At 43.3% G+C, this 18,847-nt stretch carries 16 protein-coding genes, 1 tRNA gene and 1 riboswitch; of the genes, 3 read left to right on the top strand and 14 right to left on the bottom strand.

Annotated features, from left to right (window positions below; all coding sequences use genetic code 11):
• Nucleotides 1-224: 224 nt before the first annotated feature.
• From ACFFGT_RS21290 to ACFFGT_RS21260, 7 genes are all read right to left on the bottom strand, one after another.
• Nucleotides 225-392: a hypothetical protein gene (locus ACFFGT_RS21290; protein ID WP_377024530.1), complete on the bottom strand. Its 168-nt coding sequence runs from the start codon at nucleotides 390-392 to the stop codon at nucleotides 225-227.
• A gap of 99 nt (nucleotides 393-491) precedes the next feature.
• Complete coding sequence (locus tag ACFFGT_RS21285) at nucleotides 492-1,313, bottom strand: universal stress protein (protein WP_377024529.1); 822 nt, start codon at nucleotides 1,311-1,313, stop codon at nucleotides 492-494.
• Nucleotides 1,314-1,322: 9 nt separating this feature from the next.
• Nucleotides 1,323-2,747, bottom strand: coding sequence for an inorganic phosphate transporter (locus tag ACFFGT_RS21280; RefSeq protein WP_377024528.1), 1,425 nt, complete (start codon nucleotides 2,745-2,747; stop codon nucleotides 1,323-1,325).
• A 236-nt stretch (nucleotides 2,748-2,983) separates the two neighbouring features.
• Nucleotides 2,984-3,148: a hypothetical protein gene (locus ACFFGT_RS21275; RefSeq protein ID WP_158604167.1), complete on the bottom strand. Its 165-nt coding sequence runs from the start codon at nucleotides 3,146-3,148 to the stop codon at nucleotides 2,984-2,986.
• 41 nt (nucleotides 3,149-3,189) lie between these two features.
• On the bottom strand, nucleotides 3,190-3,318 hold the full coding sequence (locus tag ACFFGT_RS21270; RefSeq protein ID WP_377024527.1) for a hypothetical protein: 129 nt from the start codon (nucleotides 3,316-3,318) through the stop codon (nucleotides 3,190-3,192).
• A gap of 42 nt (nucleotides 3,319-3,360) precedes the next feature.
• A complete protein-coding gene (locus tag ACFFGT_RS21265) occupies nucleotides 3,361-3,537 on the bottom strand; it encodes a hypothetical protein (protein ID WP_377024526.1) in 177 nt (58 codons plus the stop codon).
• 201 nt (nucleotides 3,538-3,738) lie between these two features.
• A complete protein-coding gene (locus ACFFGT_RS21260; protein ID WP_377024525.1) occupies nucleotides 3,739-4,950 on the bottom strand; it encodes an MFS transporter in 1,212 nt (403 codons plus the stop codon).
• An 808-nt stretch (nucleotides 4,951-5,758) separates the two neighbouring features.
• Between ACFFGT_RS21260 and ACFFGT_RS21255 the strand changes: the two genes are divergently transcribed.
• Nucleotides 5,759-7,765: a PKD-like domain-containing protein gene (locus ACFFGT_RS21255; RefSeq protein WP_377024524.1), complete on the top strand. Its 2,007-nt coding sequence runs from the start codon at nucleotides 5,759-5,761 to the stop codon at nucleotides 7,763-7,765.
• A gap of 105 nt (nucleotides 7,766-7,870) precedes the next feature.
• Here ACFFGT_RS21255 and ACFFGT_RS21250 read toward each other — a convergent pair whose 3' ends face one another.
• The 4 genes from ACFFGT_RS21250 to ACFFGT_RS21235 are packed head-to-tail and all read right to left on the bottom strand — an operon-like array spanning nucleotide 7,871 to nucleotide 13,164.
• Nucleotides 7,871-8,986, bottom strand: coding sequence for a DUF5074 domain-containing protein (locus ACFFGT_RS21250; protein ID WP_377024523.1), 1,116 nt, complete (start codon nucleotides 8,984-8,986; stop codon nucleotides 7,871-7,873).
• 39 nt (nucleotides 8,987-9,025) lie between these two features.
• Nucleotides 9,026-9,913, bottom strand: a complete 888-nt coding sequence (locus ACFFGT_RS21245) for a cell surface protein (protein ID WP_377024522.1) — start codon at nucleotides 9,911-9,913, stop codon at nucleotides 9,026-9,028.
• Between the two features lie 33 nt (nucleotides 9,914-9,946).
• Nucleotides 9,947-11,086: a YncE family protein gene (locus ACFFGT_RS21240; protein ID WP_377024521.1), complete on the bottom strand. Its 1,140-nt coding sequence runs from the start codon at nucleotides 11,084-11,086 to the stop codon at nucleotides 9,947-9,949.
• A 2-nt stretch (nucleotides 11,087-11,088) separates the two neighbouring features.
• The gene (locus ACFFGT_RS21235) at nucleotides 11,089-13,164 is read right to left on the bottom strand and encodes a TonB-dependent receptor (RefSeq protein ID WP_377024520.1); all 2,076 of its coding nucleotides are present in this window, start codon (nucleotides 13,162-13,164) and stop codon (nucleotides 11,089-11,091) included.
• A 104-nt stretch (nucleotides 13,165-13,268) separates the two neighbouring features.
• Nucleotides 13,269-13,468, bottom strand: a riboswitch (cobalamin riboswitch).
• A gap of 302 nt (nucleotides 13,469-13,770) precedes the next feature.
• On the opposite strand from ACFFGT_RS21235, the gene ACFFGT_RS21230 reads away from it, so the two are divergent.
• A tRNA-Ala gene (locus tag ACFFGT_RS21230) sits at nucleotides 13,771-13,844 on the top strand.
• 194 nt (nucleotides 13,845-14,038) lie between these two features.
• Here the strand turns inward: ACFFGT_RS21230 and ACFFGT_RS21225 are convergent.
• Entirely contained in the window at nucleotides 14,039-16,567 is a 2,529-nt protein-coding gene (locus ACFFGT_RS21225) for a family 20 glycosylhydrolase (protein WP_377024519.1), read from the bottom strand.
• Nucleotides 16,568-16,700: 133 nt separating this feature from the next.
• Between ACFFGT_RS21225 and ACFFGT_RS21220 the strand changes: the two genes are divergently transcribed.
• Entirely contained in the window at nucleotides 16,701-17,561 is an 861-nt protein-coding gene (locus tag ACFFGT_RS21220) for a helix-turn-helix domain-containing protein (protein ID WP_377024518.1), read from the top strand.
• Nucleotides 17,562-17,651: 90 nt separating this feature from the next.
• Here ACFFGT_RS21220 and ACFFGT_RS21215 read toward each other — a convergent pair whose 3' ends face one another.
• Nucleotides 17,652-18,185 carry a carboxymuconolactone decarboxylase family protein gene (locus tag ACFFGT_RS21215; protein WP_377024517.1) on the bottom strand — a complete coding sequence of 178 codons (534 nt, stop codon included), beginning with the start codon at nucleotides 18,183-18,185 and terminating at the stop codon, nucleotides 17,652-17,654.
• A gap of 42 nt (nucleotides 18,186-18,227) precedes the next feature.
• Nucleotides 18,228-18,776, bottom strand: a complete 549-nt coding sequence (locus ACFFGT_RS21210) for a DUF417 family protein (RefSeq protein ID WP_377024516.1) — start codon at nucleotides 18,774-18,776, stop codon at nucleotides 18,228-18,230.
• Nucleotides 18,777-18,847: the final 71 nt, after the last annotated feature.

The following is an 18,847-nucleotide window of genomic DNA, read 5'->3' as shown; positions in this document are numbered from 1 at the left end:
AGGTACAAAAGGCAAGAAAGATCGCTCGTCTGCAAAAAGAAGCGCAAAAACTCGGGCTTACACTTCAAAATGCAGCTTGATTATGAACCAATTACTTGCACGTCATTATAAGGTACGAAGCAATCCCCTATTAGCAGAGCCGTTCTGTATAGTTCGCGATTGCTTCGTACCTCGCAATGACGCTTTAAATATCACTTTTTCAACAAATCTGCTTCAAGTAGATTTCAGGTCTTTATCTCTTTATCATCATTCGCTTCCGGTTTCAGTTCGGATTGAATGATATCCTTTTCCAGCTGTTTCTCATCTTTCCGATTGCGCCCGATGATCCATACCAGCAATATAATAACCGCAATAATTACAATGATTACTATAGGATAATTAACCTGATCCATAACGTTGTATTTATATAAAGTCTATTAATTAATCTAACAGGTAGTAATTGGCTAACCCAGATAATTAGCTTTTGGCTTTATGCATTCCGCTTTTAGCTTTTATTCGTGCAGGATCAATATCGCCTTAACCGATTTGTTCATCACCTGGTTAACCGTACTGCGCGTAAAAAGCCGGTATACTATATTATGGTGATGCTTCACCAAACAAAGCATATCCGTTTCGTGCGACTCGATGAAATTCATGATGCCGTTTAGCGCGCTGCTTTCCTGGATATAATTAAATTCAAGATCGGTATGCTTAATCAGGTCGCGTAAACGGGCCTCCCAAACCTGCACATGCTGCTCATCTGTTTTTTCGGCTACATAAAGTACCTGCATTTTAGCCGAACCGAATGCCTTAATCATTTCATTTAAAGCATTCACATCAACAGCCGATAGGCGGGTTTCAAAATCGGTAGCCAGGGTTATCATCGGCACGTTTTCAAACTTACTTTCCAGCGGTATGATCAACGTGGGGACCTTTATTTTGGACACCACCATACTGGCATTACTGCCCACTATACCTGTAATGCCCGTAGCGCCCACTATGCCCATCACCAGTAGCTCAACTTCATGTATATCAACATACCGGGTTATTACGGCCTTTAAAAAGCCCACATCGCAAAGCGTGGTTATCTTAACGTTTTTATACTTGTCATCTTCGGCATAAGCACTTACCCATTCTTTTAATGCCTCGCGCTTGTTATTGTAGTAGTCTTCAATAAAAATAGCGTTATAAGTACTGTTATTAATCCCTTCGGTGGGGTGTATTGCGTGGATAGCGCAAACTTCCCTGCCTAATATGTTTGCCAGCTCCATAGCATAGGCCATAGCGTTTGCGGCGCACTTTGAAAAATCGGTTGCTACAAGTATCTGTTTCATTTTACCCTATTATATAAACAAATGAAAAAGCATGAATAATAAAAATGCTAAAATTATTGCAACCGGCAAAGTAAGTACCCATGCTAAACCGATGTTTTTAAGCGTAGTGTTATTTAAATTCCCCTTACCGCCAGATGCAACCATGGCTCCGGCTATCCCGCTCGACAGCACATGTGTAGTACTTACCGGCAAGCCCAACCCGGTACTCAAACCAATGGTTGATGCTGCTATTATCTCTGATGTTGCACCCTGGGCATAATTTAAATGTTCGTTACCAATCTTTTCGCCAATAGTTACCACAATCCGTTTCCAACCTATCATGGTTCCTACGCCAAGCGAAATGGAGATAATGGCGATAACCCATATTGGCGCAAAATCCGTAACATGCTCAAGCTCGTTAGCAGCGGCAGTAAGTACTTCCTTATCCTTAGCCTCCAGGCTTACCCGGTTATCTTTAATTACAGCCCTGATATCTTTTATAACCCCTTCAACCTGTTTACGGTAACGGTAAGTTTTTGCTACTTCTTTTTCATTTTTTTCGGCCAGCGATGCCTTTGTTTGATTGATGGCTGCTGCCAGTTCGGTTAAAACCGGTTTCTTTTCACCATTATTAGCAAGATGCTGATTAATAACCTGCTCGGTTTGGTTCAGTGCCGATAAAACTGTGGCATTGGGCACAGCATGGTTCACCGCAAAACGGGCCGGTAAAAAAGCTATCAGTATCAGCATGAATAAACCCACCCCTTTTTGCCCGTCATTACTGCCATGAAAAAAGCTTACCAGTGTACATGTGGTAACCAGCAAAAGACGGATATGTATTGGTGGCCTGTCATTTTCGCCTGTAGGGATATGAAACAACGCGTGCGATTTGGTTACATGCTTCAGGAACAGCATCAGTAATGCGGCGGCACCAAAACCTATTATTGGCGAAAGTATCAGCGATGAGCCTATTTCACCGGCCTTGCTCCAGTTTACACCAGGGCCGTTGTAATAAAAGGTAAAGGCAAGTCCGCCGCCTATCATGGCGCCTATCATGGTATGTGAGCTTGAACAGGGAATGCCCAGATACCAGGTACCAAGGTTCCAGATAATAGACGACAGCAATACAGCAAGTACCAGGCATGCGCCTACACTTACGGGCAGGGTCATCAATGTATCTAATGGCACCAGCTTTAAAATACCCATAGCTACAGTAACACCGCCAAGGCAAACACCTAAAAAGTTCCAGAAGCCCGACCAGGGAATAGCGTAAACAGGCTTCAGGGCTTTAGTATAAATAACAGTGGCCACTGCGTTAGCGGTATCATGAAAACCATTCACAAACTCAAAACCGATAACTGCCAGTATGCAAAGGAAAAAAACAGTGAGCAGGGAACCGCTCAGATCCACCTGGCCAAGGAAGGGGAGAATAACCGCGGTGATTGAAAAATGCATAAAACTTTATTTATAACCGGCGAATATGTTTCGCCCGCCGCTTTACTCCAAATAACCGTTTCAGCCGTTTCCTTTAGGTGACCCAAATGTTAACATATTGTTATTTAATATCATACAGACTTAACATGATATTAAAGCCGCCAGGGATATTACAAAAAAACAGAGCCCTGTTTTTGCAGGGCTCTACGTTTTCATAGGTGATGTTAGTACTCGATAGGTAGATGTATATATATTGATCAAGCGGCAGACAGTGTTTGCTGTGCAGCTACCTGCTTGTTGTTGCTCATGAATTGGGTTTTAGCCCTGTAGTTTTTCAGATCTTCCCTTAACAGTTCCAGTAATTCGGCGTCAAAGCGCGCAAGTAATTTAGTTATTGCGGGTGTTGGTTTATATGCTTTCATAGGTAGATGGAGTTGTAGGTAGTATATGTTTTATGTTTAGTTTAAGCTGCCGGTGTTAAGTATGGTGTTTTAGCTTTAATAGCTTTTAAATCGCTCATGATAATGTTTTTAAGCGTGTTATCAAAGCTGGCAATTAGTTTGGTGGTTGATGTGTGCTTTTGCGTTTTCATGTTGTAGGCTTTAGATGTTTTTAATATTTTAATGTCTTCGTTTTAGTCTTTCTTTTCTTTGTCTTCGTTATCGGTAAGGTTGTCGTGGCGGCGTTTAGCTTCTTTATATTGCCTCAACACTTGCTCCTCATCACGTGGGTCCGAAGTCTTGGTTGGCTCCACCGGGTTCTCCCACTCTTTCTCTCCTTCGGGTTTAACCGTTTTGTCTTTTGCTTCCATAACAGCTGCGTTTGATAAGTACCAATCTAAATCAATGCCAAACTTTTATTGAAAGGCATAAAAAGTCATTAAAACTTCAGATTTATTTTACAATAAGATGTAAATGACTGAAATTCAATGATATTTTTTTATGAAGTTTTTTTTGATTTTTCTGATCAGTTTAATCAAAATAGCCATCCAAAGCCAACTAATAGGCCGGCATTAGCGAACACTCGTTGCAGCAGCGGACGATTTTCTGTAGCTTAACAAATGCACTATGATTACTATTATCGATAATACAACACCGATAGCGCAGACCCCGTTCCACTCGTAGTTTTTCCAGACCAGGCTGGCGAAGAATGTGCCCAGCGCCCCGCCTATAAAATAAGACACCATGTATACTGTATTGATCCGGTTGCGGGCTTCCGGGATCAATGCAAAAATGATAGACTGATTGGAGATATGCGTAGCCTGCACGCCCATATCCAGCAGTATAACCCCTATGATGAGCCCAACTATACTGTGGCTCGAAAAATAGAATACAATAAAGGAGATCAGGATAAGCGCGAGTGTATAGATAGATAGTTTATGTGCATCCATTTTATCACTGAGCCGGCCCATAAAACCAACGGCAACCGCACCGAAAGCACCTACCAGGCCAAACATGCCTGCCGCTGCACTACCCTCATTAAACTGCGGCTGTTTTAGCAAGAACACCAGCGTTGTCCAAAAAGCGCTGAAACTGGCAAAGCATAAAGCTCCCCGGAAAGCCGCCAGTCTCAATTTAGGTTGAGTTTTCACCAAATGGATCAATGATTTCATCAATTTGCCGTAATTGCCTTTATAATCGGGCTCAAGTTCGGGCAAAAACAAAAATATCATGAGCCAGATGAACAACATTAGCCCGGCAGCTATATAATACATGCTTCGCCAGCCAAAATGTTCGCCTACAAAACCACTTAGGGTACGTGATAGCAAAATACCTATTAACAAACCGCTCATTACAAAACCAATCTTCTTACCCCGTTCGTGCGGTTTAGCCAGATGCGCCGCCATTGGGATCAGTAACTGGGGTATCACCGACGACACACCTACGAGGAAACCTGCTATCATGAGTATAGTTACCGATGGCGCCATAGCGCTGGCCACCAATGATATGATCATGAGTACAAAATCTATTAAAATAAGTCGTTTACGCTTAAGCATATCGGCCAGCGGTACTATAAATAACAAGCCTGTAGCATAACCTATCTGTGTAAAAAGCGATATTTGCTGCGCTTTTTTGTCGCTTACACCAAAAGTGTGCGCCATATCTGCCAGCAACGGTTGGTTATAATATATGTTGGCCACTACTAAACCGGTAGCTATGGTCATGATCCATAAAGTTACCGGCGTAAGGTGCGGATGTTGTTTTGCGGTATCTGTTGATGACATATTTTATGGGGCGGCGTATTTTGCTGCAAAAATGTTAAAGCATCTTTAAAAAAAAGCCTTTGTAAAGTAATTTTTATAACGCAATTGCGTTTAGGACATAAATTGTTTTAGCAAACAATCGTTCTTTAAACAACTAAAAAATAAGATTAACGCAGAAAAAGTGTCATTTATCTGATTTTAATTAAAAAAACACGACGTTAAATGACTTTTAAAACATTTCATGGGCAAAAATGCAATTACAACGCCTTTTTAAACCTTAGTTTTACTTTAAAAATCATTTAAAATTAAATTTTTGTAAACTTTAAAACCAAAAGAGTGCTTTTTTACCTTCAAAATACAGGAGTAAGTAATATTCTTAAATCATTTTCAAAAAATTAGTAAATTAATAATGTTTTATTCTTATTTTTGACAATAAGATATCGGACGAGAGCGTAATTGATAAAAGTTACAAAAAAATTACAAAAAATATTTTCCGAATATCAAAACTTAGTGTTATTTTTACACCGTGTTAAAGATAGCACAACATAAAATAGTCTTCTCATAATTTAGGTTTATAATTGGTTAGTAAAGGCCCCTGCCCATCAGGGGCTTTACTTTTTTATAAACTTTTCTCCTCCCACTTTCACAACATTCACTATTGATTAACAATCTTTCGTCAGTAAAGCTATTTTTATCCGGGAAGTAAATGCACCAACGCACAAAATATTGACTATCAAACAATTAATCACATTTTTCATTAAATACAGCAAAGGGTTTCATAACTTTATATATAACAACCAGCTTACCCAATAAGCCCAATTTTAACCTTATGAAAAAGCTACTCCTGCAAACCCTGTCGCTTTTCATTGTGCCTGCCTTAATGTCACAGGCAAACGCACAAGCGCCCGTTAAAGCCATTTTATCCGGCGGCACCTGTACCAGCAGTACACTTACAGGGACATTATCATCCGGTTTTATAGACGAGTTAAAGTGGTACCGGGATTCGGCATTGATAGAAGTACGTTCCAGGTATGATGCCAATGCAACTATTGTAGTGGGTGGTAATGGCACGGGCACTTCACTGAATAACCTTTATGGCCCTACTGGTATTTACATATATCATGGCGACTTGTACATTGCAGATTTGCAACGGGTTACCAAATGGGCTCCCGGGGCAACAGCCGGCATACTGGTAGCCGGCGGTAATGGAAAAGGGAGAGAACTTAACCAATTGGCTTCGCCGGGAGATATTACTGTTGATAAAAACGGAGATCTGTACATATCCGATTATTTAACCAATAGCGTGCGCAAATGGAAGCCAGGCGCAAACAGCGGGACCATAGTTGCCGGGGGAAACGGTTATGGATCAGCAGCTAATCAAATTGCCGGTCCCCAATCCATTTGCATCGATAGGTTCGGTAACTTATACGTATCCGACAGATGGAACAACCGTGTACAAAAGTGGACTCCGGGCGCAACAACGGGTATAACCGTTGCCGGTGGTAATGGCAGGGGCCCGGCCGCAAACCAGCTTTACGAACCATCGGGCATAGCAGTTGATTATGCGGGCAATGTTTATGTAGCCGATGGATATAATTACCGGGTGCAAAAATGGGCCCCGGGCGCAACAACGGGTGTAACCGTTGCCGGCGGCAACGGTCAGGGCATTGATGCAAACCAACTTACAGGCCCCGGCGAGCTTAGTGTTGATTCGGCAGGAGCGGTATATGTTGTGGACGGCGGTATCCGGATTCAAAAATGGGCCCCGGGCGCCAGTTATGGCATAACCGTAGCAGGCAGCCGCGGCTATCCTACAGATCCAAACCAGGCAGATAAAATAAGTTCAGGATCGAGCCTTTTTGTTGACCCCGACGGGCAAATATATATTTCTGAAATGCTTGATAACCGGGTTAAGAAATTCAAACCAACTCAATTTAATAATGCACAGCTATTTAATACCGTACCCGGCACTTACACAGTGGCTATTACTTCCGACAGCGGTAAAACTTATACCAGCCAGGCTTTAAAAGTTATTGCACCACCGGCATATCCCGCTGAAGTGGAAGGGCCTGACGAAGCATCCAGGCTTGCTATTGTTCAATATGAAGTAAAAGCCCCCAGCCCTGATGCTGCTTATACCTGGACAATACCTGCAGATGCAACTATATTATCCGGACAGGGAACATACCTTTTAACTGTGAAGTGGGGTTACAACGGCGGCGAGATCTCTGTAACTGCCTCCAACGCATGCGATACTACAGAAACGAATGTAAAATACATCAGCGTGTCTTGTACCAGTGCTGATGCCCCTCCTTACCCGGCGCTGATTGGCGGGCCAACAACGGTTAACCGGCAAGATACAGTAAGCTTCAATGTGCAGGGCTCCACACCGGGTACAGGCTATACCTGGAACGTACCACCCGATGTAAGTATAATATCAGGCCAGGGAACGGATAAACTCACTGTAACATGGGGAAACAACAGTGGTGATATTACTGTTACAGCTTACAATTCATGCGCCATTTCAAACCCGGGCACAAAAAGCGTTACCGTTCCACCGATACCGCAATCAGATGATAATTTAACTGCTGTAGCAGTTTATCCTAACCCAACAACCAATACAACGTCCGTTGCTTTTACTACGGAAAAAACGGCTACATATGAGCTCACAGTAATCAATATGGCAGGCAAAACCTTACTGAGGCAAAAAGGCCGGGCCCTGTTTGGCAGTAATAAAGCAAACTTAGATTTAAGCGGGTTTAGCAAGGGCATTTATCTGTTAAACATCAAGTATAACAATAACATTACCAATGTATTAAAACTAAGCAAACAATAGTTCCGGCCCAATATTAAAACAATAAAGCCCCTCATTATAATAGTGAGGGGCTTTGCTATAACTGGTTGTACAATACAATCATTTACTGCACAACTTTATGCTATATTAATGAAACACCGGTATAGCCGGGAAATAATAACCCGAATAAGCCAGATCACCAACCTGCGTACCGTTCAAATCATAAAAATACAGATCATTAACACCATAGTTAGCACCAAAGCCTGATTTTACCGTAGTAACCACCAACTGGTTAGTTTGTGCTACATAACCAATACCAGAGCCATACAATTCTTTACCCGCCGGAATAGTAATAAACGGACTTGTTAAAGAAGCAGCATTACCATCAATATACCTGTAAATAGTAGTAGCCCCGCTGAATGTACCATTATTGGCTATGTAAACCGTATTGTTTTGGGTAGATGCTGTAATTGAACCCGGATGCCATGCAAACCAGGTACTATTTGCTGTAAACGGCAAGGCAATGGTTGTTACAGCTAAAGTACCTGGATTAATCTTGATTAATGAAGTGCCGCCTGCAGCCCATACCGAGCCATCCGGAGTTTTGGTAAATGCTACCACCATGCCCGATATAGTTTTAGCGACCGAATAATCGGCCACGTTCAGCACCACCACGCCTTTGCTTTGCGACAGCACAAAAATATAGTTCCCCGATTTAATCATATCCCCTACGCTACCTGTAACACTGGTTAGCTTTGCGCCGGTGGTATAGGTTGATAAATTAAAGGGATAAATACCGCTTGCCGAGCTCAGCAAACCTTTAGTAGCATCGATACCAACAAAAGCCTGCCAGTTATTTCCGCCAACAGCCGCGATACGCCCAAGCTCAACAAGCGAATACGGATCGGTAACAACAACAGGGCCACCAACCTTTGATACCAGGAACAGTTTGTTACTGAATATAGTTCCGTACTCTAAAGTTGAAGTGGCAGGATCAAGCGTTTTACCTGGATTTTCTTTAGTGAAAATACTGTCCTGTTTGGTGCCGGTAGCAAAGCTGTAAAAACTTACACTCCCGGTGCCATGACCATACCAGCCTTCGTTAATTAAAAAGAAGCCATTATCATACTTTCCCAATGATTGGGTTTTAAGGGCTTTACTGTTATTGTTCGCGCTTACCGCATCTTTTTTACATGACGAAGCAGCTAAAACCAATAACGAAAATGCAACCGCGCCAAGCTTAGTTGTAAGTGTTTTTTTCATAGTGATGATTTTTATAATAATTATTTGATTTGTGTTTGATTATTTAAGCAGACTCAGATCGGCAGCGCCGGTAAACTCGGTAGATTGCTCGCCCAGCCAGCCCATATTGGCCAGGATGCCGGTTTGTATTTTGATAAAATCTATACCCTTCAGGTTCACCTTATTGCCCTTGTCATCAATAGCACTGCCAATGTCAATTTTATCGCCGCCGCCAGTGTTATCGGCATAACCATAATCAAACGATGCGCTGGTGATATAAGTAGGATCGTCCATATTGATATTGCTTGATGGCAGCAAGCTCCCCGTTAAGGTGTAAGTATTTGTTTTGAGGCCGATAGGATAATATGCCTGTGTATGGAATATATTGGTTTGCACCACGCCGGTATTGCCTTTATTATCTTTCCACGGTACGCTACAGGTATCGCAGGCCGGGCGGGTGTAGGTTACCGAATAATTGCGGGTATAACCATCTTTATAAAAAGCGCTGCCTTTAATCTCGTACCAGGTATCATCAGGCTGGCCGTTGCCATTTTTATCCTGCATTACCCATATAACGCCGGGCTCGGCAAACTGGGCAAAAGCATTACCATAAACAATAAAATCCGTTTTACCATCAGCATTAAGTACCGTATGGTCAAAACCCACTACGATATAACCACCCCAGCCGCCAAGGCTTACAAGTCCCTGATCAGTTTTCAGGGTTGCTTTGGCTGCAATAGTATCGCCAAGGCCCGTATTGGTGAATTGTCCAGGTGCCGGGTTAAAATCAAACAGTGTTGTTACATAGGCATTGCTTGAAGCCGTTGTTGGGCGGATAGGAGCTTCCTGTGGGGCCGTTTCCGTGACTTTATCCTTTTTGCAGGATGCCCAGGCAAAGGCGCATAATGCACCTAATATCACGAACAGTTTAAGTTGTTGTTTTTTCATAAAGATCTGATTGTATTTAAAAAATGAATTGAATTAATAAACAAAGGCCATGTGGGCCGGGATATCGCCCGCCTGAACCTGCCACTTCATAATGCCGTTTTTGTCGAAGCAATAAAGCGTGCCCGAAGCCACGTAATTACCGGCATCGGTAACAAAAACATCCTTGGTAAGCGGGTTAACGGCTATGCCATAGGGCACTACTATCTTTTTATCAGTACCATCGGTAATAAACCTGCTGCTCAAAACGGCTTCGTCCTTTACGTTGAGCATGGCATAAGTGATGATATTTTTTTGCTGAGGATAGCTCCATTCTGTACTGTAGATATAGGCCGTATCGTCATCTATCCAAAGGTTACTGGCAGCTATATCAAATGTTTTTTTAACCGCATCGGTCTGGGTATCGATAACAAACAGTTTGGATGGAATGGTATAATAATCGCCGCGCGAGGTAACGTAGATATCGCCATATTTATCGGCCTTAACCCGCTCCAGGTTAATAGCCACATCAATTCGTTTAAGCTCGGTAAATGAAGCCAGATCAATTACCGAAACTGTGCGTTCATAATCGGGCGGACTGTAACCGCCTGAGTTAGCTATATACAGCTTCTCCCCTACAATGGCCATTTCCTCCGGCTGGCGGCCAACTGTAACTTTGCGTGTTATCTGTAAGCTACCTGTATCAATTTCGGCCACTATGCCATTGGGCGCTTTGGGATCGCCAACTTTGCCCAGGTAGGCACTCACATAGGCTTTGTTTTTATGAAAGGTTACGTACCGGCAATTGGTAATATCAATCTGGGCCAATTTTTTAGCGGTTTTGACATCCAGCACCTCAACCTTATTGGAGATATTAACCACCACATACATTTTTGACCCGTAAATGCCGATATCGTTACCCACATCGCCCAACCCTTTAGTAACCGAGGGATTAGCCTGGTTATAAATGTTACGCTGATAAACACCAGTACGGAAGTTCACAAAATCGAGCGAGGCTTTGTTCATGTTCATATTACCCTCGTTAAGCAGGTAAAGACCTTTAATAGTACTCGACGGATCGGGCGTAAAAATGGTTTCAACCTGCTCAGGTATTACCTGCGGCGCCTTTCGGCATGATACCGCAAGCAATACAATGAGAACTGTAGATAGATATAGGGCTATTTTTAATTTTTTCATGATCAGATGGAATAGCTTAGTTTAAACCGGTAAAAACGACGCGGCATCGGGAAGTTGGCAATGATCTCACGGTCCTGGTTAAGCAGGTTATTAACCTCGATACTAAACCGGGTGAGATGTTTATAGATCCGGGTATGATAGTTTACGGCCAGGTCATGCGTGTACCAGGGCTCCAAATAGTTATAAACATGATTTTGATCGTCACTTAGCTGACTGTAGCGTGAACCACTGTAGAGGTAGCTATAATTAAACCCAAAATTCCGGTAATCGGCCGATGCCGTGAACGAAGCACTATGCGTAGGAACATAGGGTATGTTATAGTGATAGGTTACGCCATCGTTACTATAAAAGGCCTGCTGCCAGGTATAATTAATGGTGGCGTTGAAAGTCAGATATCGCGAAACCTGTTTGGCAAGCTGCACATTCACCTCGGCGCCTTTAATATTTACATCACCCAGGTTATACATTGTCCACCTGAACAGGTTTAAACCCGGTGTGGCGATGATCTTGTCTTTTACTTTATTATAATAAGCATCGGCCTGAACAGAAATTGATGTAATTGGGCCGCCGATAAAAGGTTTAGTATAAGTAGCTCCGATATCATACTGGCGTGCATACTCTGGTTTAAGCAACGTATTGCCAATAAAGGTGTAATACAACTCGTTAAGTGTGGGTAACCTGAAAATATTTTTATAAAAGGCCCGAAACATAAACTCCGGACTCATTTGCCATGAAGCCGTAACCGTTGGAGTATACTCGGTTTTGCGGCCCGCCCCCTCGTATAATTTAACCTTATCATTAACAAAAGTGCCCAGCACCGAGGCCTGCAGGCTAAAACGCCTTAGCTTAAGTTGCGAAGCCAGCGAAACCAGTTCAACATCGCGGGTAGGATATGCAAACCGGTACAGGTTAGCATCAAGAGAGTTACGCTGGTAATCGGTCGAAATATCCACATCCCAAACCGGCAGGATACGGTAACGGTTGGCTACCGAAAAATAAAGTTCATGCTGATAAAAACGGTTATCCAGGAAGCCCGCAGTAGTAACAAATTCAGGATCAAGATAACGGAGGTAATCATCGGCGTATTTGGCAATCAATGCTACAGTGTAACGCTTCCGGGTATTACTTTCATAATTGGCCTGCACAAATTGGTTACGGTCCCACTGGCGCTGTAAATAGTTAAACTTATTGGATACAATTGCACCCGGAAGCCCCCGGTTTGAAGTATAACTATACACTTTGATATTCCACTGGCCGTTTTCCGAATTGCTGTTGATGCCACCTTCAACCCGATATGATTCAACGTCTGTATTATTACGCACCGCCGTAGTGTCATAAATGCCGTTGGTGTACCTGAATTTATAGCGGCCGTTAGCGTCTGTCCACTCCGTACTGAGATAGGCGGAGGTGTTTTTATCAATCTTCTGTTGCCACAGCAACGACGGGTTAACGAGTCCGAAAGAACCGGTTTTGTAGGCAAGGCGGATGTGCGTACGTTCTTCATGTTCAAATTTAGGCCGGGCACTTTGCAGGTAAATGGAACTTGCCGCCGAAAAACCTTTTGCAGCCTGAAAGGTTTCACTGCGCTGTCCATTGTACAGGTCCACTTCCTCCATGTTATCAAGCGAGAAACGGCCAAGGTCAACCTGTCCGTTCTGGGCGTTTCCCAACTCCACACCATCATAAAATATGGCTACATGATTACTGCCGAGACTTCTTACATTAACGGTTTTCAATCCGCCAACACCCCCATAATCCTTAAGCTGCACCCCGCTGAAAAACCGAAGTGCATCAGCAACCGACAGGCTGTTGAGCCGCTGCAACTGCTCGCCTTTTAATACCTGTACCGGTGTTGGTGATATATTGCGGATATCGGTTTTGGTACCCCTAACCTCTACCTGTTTAAGGTGATTGACCTTAACAGAATCTGTTTGGACAGTATCTTTTTTATTAACAGGGGATTGTGCCGAAACCTGCAGGCAGCAGCAAACGGTTGTAATCCCGAAGGAAACAAGCCATAAAATGCCATTTATACAGCCATTACGTGTTGCGAACGTTTGGCGCACAGTTAATTTCATGAGTGTTGTGGGTTAAAAAACCTCACAGCAAACAGAACGACGAATTACAAAAAATGAAATACACGAAAGGTATCCTCATTCCAGCTTCAATCCCCGAAAGCTATGAATCAATATGTGCAATGGCAGGTCTTCTGACTTACTCCCCCCGGCCCTGTCTTCCCATCAGCCAAACGGCTAACAGTGACAATAAGAATGGGCTTTGGTGTTATGGAGCTTACAGCTGCGGGACAGTCCCGGATTTACACCGGGTTCCCTTTTAATCACGGGCGTTAAATTTCCGTGAACCAAAAGCAGGACAAATGTATGTATTAAAAGTTTAATTAAATAAGTAGTAGTTTACAAAACGAGCATAATATCACCAATGAGGTAGGCAAAAGCAGAAAACTAACCATAGTGTATTGCCCTGTACGAATACAACAAACATTAATTAAAAGCTTCCCGGCCGGGGATGCGGATGAGGAACCAGCGTAGCCAAGCAGTTTCAGGCTAACTACAGGTGTTAATCTGCAAATCCGTCTGCTTTTTAATCCATATTTACCTGCAGAAAAAAGATTAGATTTAAATTTTATGTTAATTACCTAAAATCATATATTTGCAACCCATCACGGGGGATTAGCTCAGCTGGCTAGAGCGCTTGCATGGCATGCAAGAGGTCATCGGTTCGACTCCGATATTCTCCACTGCTTATCAAGCACTTACGTATTTGTAAGTGCTTTTTTTATGTTTACCTTGATTTTGGGGTTAAAATTTCTCTTTAGTTTGACTGATAACGAGAATAGTTTGCTCCTATTCCTGCTGAAATAAAAAAGGCTTTACGGTTTCCTGTAAAGCCTTTTTTATTTCAAACATGAACAAACATCATCTGCCTTTTACATTATTCGACTTCAATGGTGGTGGTTTCTCCTCCCCGTCCACGAGCATCAAACACCCGCATTTTTACTTTACCTTTTAATTTTAAGGGCCTGTTATAAATGGTACTTTGACTGCCCGGTTCTGCCCCATTGGTGGTATAGCGTATGGCCATACCGGGAAACTGTTGGTTTGCCTTCCCCAATCCGTCCAACTGCATAAGGCCCGCGGCCGGGATCCTGAAATAATAGCCTCCACGATACCATGCTAATTTGGGCAGCTCCTTTTTGCCTAACTGATTGGCAAATATGTTCCAGTACTGCTCATATTGCGCTGATAGCTTTGCAGTGTCCTGTTCGGTTTCCCATTGCGGCTGTTTTGCCCAGGCCTTTTCAGCCAGCGCCAGTAACCTGGGTAATATCATATACTCCATCTGCCTGGCCGACTTGATATTCTCGCCCCAAAGTGCGCCCTGTATCCCCCTGATATTTTTACTGCCTTCAGGTGTTAATCTTTGTTTGTTCTCAAAATAGCCTGCCGCGTATGGATTGCCCGGCATATCAACTTTTGCATTACGATAATAATTATAGGGAATGAACGACAACATTTTTTTAGTTTCCAGGAAGCCGAGCCATTCATCGCCCGGCTCATAAAATGATCTTTGATAGGCCAGATCGAAGTAAAAATAGTCGATACAGGTAAGCACAGTCTTGTAACCTGCATTAGCCGCCTGGTAAGGAATATCTTCATTGCCTCCTACATTATACCAGGCATCTACACTAACCCCGTTATTAATAAATTCAGGTATGCTGATCACCTTCCGCGATTGATTATTCTTTTCTGTTCCGATGGCGAGCTCTTCCCAGGCGTAAAGTTTAAGGCCACGCCTGCCGAGCAACTGCTGCACCTGCTTGAAGTAAGACAGAAAAACATCGTTGATATTGTGCAAAACTGTATTCTTCTTCATCATAGCCCTGATGGCAGGCGACATTTCCCAGGTTCCGGCGGGCACTTCGTCTCCGCCCATATGTATCATGGTTAAATCGGCGCCCGCTTCCTGATACATGGCTTTCAGCTCATCAACCACCTTGGCCACAAACCTATAGGTAGAAGGTAATGCCGGGTTCATGACATTATCTTTAAAATACTGTGCGCTCAGGTATTTGGAGCTATCCTGCAAATCGCTCAGCAGGTATTCGGCCGCCTTTTTGCGGTCACCCGCTTTCATGTATTTATAATATCGCGCCTCCATAGCCTTAACCGCAGCACGTGCATGCCCCGGCGACTCGATCTCCGGTATCACCTTAATATGGCGGCTTTGGGCATACTGCAAAATCTCAATAAAATCGTTTCGCGAATAAAAACCGCTGCCCATTTTATTAGCAGTACTCGCCCCCGACCCATAGGAAGGCTGCATACGTTCATTGCGCATATATGGATACCCGCGATTTGATCCTATCGCGGTCAGTTCGGGCAGGCCAGGGATCTCTATGCGCCATCCTTCATCATCAGTAAAATGGAAATGAAAGGTATTGAGCTTATACAGCGCCATCACATCCAGCAGCTTCATGATCTCTGCTTTGGGTTGAAAATTACGGGATACATCCAGCATGAACGCCCGTACCGAGAACCTTGGTTCATCATGTACAGTTGCACAGGGAATGTTTAAAGGTACCTGTTTAGATGACCAGGCATCCGCAGGCAACATATTTTTAAGCGATTGGATTCCGTAAAATATACCAGCGCCATCTGATGCTGATATGATAATGCTATCTGCTGCAATCCGGAGATCATAAGCTTCTTTTGGCAGGCCGATCCTTCTTAAAACAATTTTTTTCCTTCCGCCAGCTGATACCGGGGTATAGCTTGTGATTGCACTGATTTCTTTTGCCAGGTAACCTGCCTCGTTCATGAAACCACCTGCGTTAACTATGCTTACCGACTTATCCAACTTAAAATAACCCTTGTTTTGGGTGTAAGTAACCGGTTGCGGCAGGAAAGCCGGCAGCTTATCATCCGGCAGATTTGTCGTGCCTTTATTCAGGTTAAAGATTTCTTGTGCATCTGCACCTTTCAGCGTCCCTGAATCGTGGGTAATATTTGACTCCGGAATATCATACGGCAGGTTATCGCTATCGCTCACCCAGAAAAAACCGGAGGGTGCATCGTGGTAATTGGCAATTATCCCGCCTCCGTTAAACGGGATAATCAATGCACTGCCCTTACTGATGCCCTTGAATGATGCAGCGGGCTTGATACAGAAAAGATCGCCGCCGCCGTGTTCGATCACTACATCCTTGTTTTGCGAGGTTAGGTTGATACCATGATACCGCAAACTGAAATAAAGTTTCCAGCCTTTAGCGGGCATTTTATTGCCTGCGGTTTGATTGATTGTTAATGCAGCCAGGAACCCGGGCTTGTCCTGGTAATGATTAGTAATAAAGGCCCATTTGATGCGGAGATCTTTGGTATTAAAAACAGCCTGCCCGTAACCCAAATTACCAGAACCAACGAGCAGTACAATCAAAAAGGTGATGGTTAAACGTTTACTCATAAGGCTGGTTAGTATAAACCAAAGCTACGGGAGCCGCCTGTAAAACTTGTTGCCTATTTTGATGTCTTATTAGCCTTTTTTGTGCAATTTTATATTGCGGCCCTTCATTTACCATTCAAAATAGGTTAATTACATGAAAGCACAGTTTGAGCAGCTCCGTACCAATACTGACTTTATCTTTAATGCATTTATGTTAGATAAGGATGGGTTTGATGCTCCTTTTCACTTCCACCCGGAGTATGAGCTTACTTTTATCCTGTCAAGCGCGGGCACCAGGTACGTTGGCAACCATTTTGAAGATTTTAAGGAAAATGACATGGTTTTACTGGGGCCTAACCTGCCGCATTGCTGGAAAAACCATGCCAATCAAACGCAGGCTGCAAGCGCTGTAGTGGTACATTGGGACCAGTACCTGATTGATAAAAAATGGCTGGACAGCCCTGCGTTTACCCGCATAAAAAAAATGCTGCAACATGCTGCGGGTGGGCTCCGTTTTCAGGGTCCCGGGTTAAAAGATTTCAGGTATAAGTTAAAGCGTCTTACTACGCTGACTTCATTTGAGCAGTTTCATTATTTCCTGGAGATCCTGCATCAGCTTTCCCTATATGACCATACCACCATACTCACCTCGCAGAGTGACATGCACCACCTTGATTATGCCAACAATGAACGCATCGGGTTAACGCTTGATTATATCCGGAAAAACTTTTCACGAAAGATCAACCTGAAAAAAACAGCGAATCTTAACAGGATGACCGAAGAAGCCTTTTCAAGGTTCTTCAGCAAGGTTATGCGAAAAAGCTTTTTTTGTTATTTGAATGAATACCGCATTAATCATGCCTGTACCCAACTCATCGAAACAGACAAAACCATTTCCGAAATCTGCTATAACTCAGGGTATGATACACAGCCGTTCTTCTTCAGACAGTTTAAAAAATTTAAAGGCTGCACACCCGGTAATTACAGGCTCAATTATTTACAAACCGCCCGGTGATAAAATGCAGGGCTGTTCTTGTCTGCCTCAATAAAGAAACCCCGGTGCCGTTAAGCAACCGGGGCTATCCTCACCATCATCAAAATAATATTATAATTCGGGGGCAATTGGATAATCAATCGGCACTGCAGTCAGTGCAAACATGTAATTGGTAATAATCTTATCGCCTACGACAATAACCACATCTACCAGGTTACCTTCATTATAGCCTGCGGCATAAAAGTTTTCAACCAGTTGCAGATCTGCATGACCCTGGTTTTCGGCTATGCTTTTTACCAGTTTGGCCAAGGCATCCAGCTTAGGATCAAAAGTGATTTCGGCCCGGCGTATTTCCATTGCCTGCTCATCGGTAAAGCCCTGCATTTTTGCAATTGCAGTATGTGCGCTTAAACAATATAAACATTTGTTTACCTGGCTAACCACAAGGTTAACTACTTCACGCTCTTTAGCCCGCAGGGATGTTTTGCCGCTGCCCAGTGTAAGGTAATTACCCAGGGCATTTTCTGAATGGGCAAATACGGCAAACAGGTTAGGCACATGACCAGCCATTTTAGTCAGGTTATCAAAAAGTACCTGGTTTGCAGGAGAAACTTGTTCTCTGATTGGAATTTGGAAAGTTTTCATGGTGTTTTATTTTTAATAGTTTTTGATTTATTTTCTTAATAATCAGCGTTTGCTTGATGACTGGGTAGCCTTTTTGCCGTAATAGCTGATCAGGCCAAAGGCTGTACCCAGGGATATGATATCCTTAAAAAGGAACAGGCCCAGAAAACTCATGTAACCTATGCCGTTAACGGGGATAACTGCCCCGGGGGTGGTAATAACCATAGTGCTGGTTACAAAGAACATCAATGTTGCTATAAGTCCGCCAATGATACCGGCCCGGGGCTTGAAGTAGCCTGCTATAAGGAATAACGCGGCTATTATTTCTGTCAAACCGATCAGATCGGAGCCCATATAAGTACCGAACACTTTAAAATGCCAGCTGATAAGCGGGCTGTTGGAAACCAGCGGAACGATACCATCCGCTCCGGGTACTGTCATTTTATAGGAACCTGCCCATAACAGCATTACGATCATGCCGGTACTGGTGATCAGGAAAGGGATATTACGGTTGCTTATCCATTCGGCCAGTTTAATTAAGCTGCTTTTAGTTGTTTTTGTAAGGCTGGCAGAAGAAACATGTTCTTGGGTTGGGTTCGATAACGTTTTCATTTTTTTGCTTTTGTTTTGAATAATTTGATACCCCAAAGTTCCGGCGAAAACAGGTGCCGGGAAATGTCTGG

Source organism: Mucilaginibacter angelicae, from assembly GCF_042434235.1.
Classification (GTDB): domain Bacteria; phylum Bacteroidota; class Bacteroidia; order Sphingobacteriales; family Sphingobacteriaceae; genus Mucilaginibacter; species Mucilaginibacter angelicae.
Note: the sequence above shows the minus strand (reverse complement) of the source record. Positions and strands in the feature narration are given on the sequence as shown.

Excerpts from the sequence above, each read along its gene's own strand:
- ACFFGT_RS21290 (WP_377024530.1), bottom strand. The coding sequence starts at position 392 with ATGGATCAGGTTAATTATCCTATAGTAATCATTGTAATTATTGCGGTT.
- ACFFGT_RS21285 (WP_377024529.1), bottom strand. The coding sequence starts at position 1,313 with ATGAAACAGATACTTGTAGCAACCGATTTTTCAAAGTGCGCCGCAAAC.
- ACFFGT_RS21280 (WP_377024528.1), bottom strand. The coding sequence starts at position 2,747 with ATGCATTTTTCAATCACCGCGGTTATTCTCCCCTTCCTTGGCCAGGTG.
- ACFFGT_RS21275 (WP_158604167.1), bottom strand. The coding sequence starts at position 3,148 with ATGAAAGCATATAAACCAACACCCGCAATAACTAAATTACTTGCGCGC.
- ACFFGT_RS21270 (WP_377024527.1), bottom strand. The coding sequence starts at position 3,318 with ATGAAAACGCAAAAGCACACATCAACCACCAAACTAATTGCCAGCTTT.
- ACFFGT_RS21265 (WP_377024526.1), bottom strand. The coding sequence starts at position 3,537 with ATGGAAGCAAAAGACAAAACGGTTAAACCCGAAGGAGAGAAAGAGTGG.
- ACFFGT_RS21260 (WP_377024525.1), bottom strand. The coding sequence starts at position 4,950 with ATGTCATCAACAGATACCGCAAAACAACATCCGCACCTTACGCCGGTA.
- ACFFGT_RS21255 (WP_377024524.1), top strand. The coding sequence starts at position 5,759 with ATGAAAAAGCTACTCCTGCAAACCCTGTCGCTTTTCATTGTGCCTGCC.
- ACFFGT_RS21250 (WP_377024523.1), bottom strand. The coding sequence starts at position 8,986 with ATGAAAAAAACACTTACAACTAAGCTTGGCGCGGTTGCATTTTCGTTA.
- ACFFGT_RS21245 (WP_377024522.1), bottom strand. The coding sequence starts at position 9,913 with ATGAAAAAACAACAACTTAAACTGTTCGTGATATTAGGTGCATTATGC.
- ACFFGT_RS21240 (WP_377024521.1), bottom strand. The coding sequence starts at position 11,086 with ATGAAAAAATTAAAAATAGCCCTATATCTATCTACAGTTCTCATTGTA.
- ACFFGT_RS21235 (WP_377024520.1), bottom strand. The coding sequence starts at position 13,164 with ATGAAATTAACTGTGCGCCAAACGTTCGCAACACGTAATGGCTGTATA.
- ACFFGT_RS21225 (WP_377024519.1), bottom strand. The coding sequence starts at position 16,567 with ATGAGTAAACGTTTAACCATCACCTTTTTGATTGTACTGCTCGTTGGT.
- ACFFGT_RS21220 (WP_377024518.1), top strand. The coding sequence starts at position 16,701 with ATGAAAGCACAGTTTGAGCAGCTCCGTACCAATACTGACTTTATCTTT.
- ACFFGT_RS21215 (WP_377024517.1), bottom strand. The coding sequence starts at position 18,185 with ATGAAAACTTTCCAAATTCCAATCAGAGAACAAGTTTCTCCTGCAAAC.
- ACFFGT_RS21210 (WP_377024516.1), bottom strand. The coding sequence starts at position 18,776 with ATGAAAACGTTATCGAACCCAACCCAAGAACATGTTTCTTCTGCCAGC.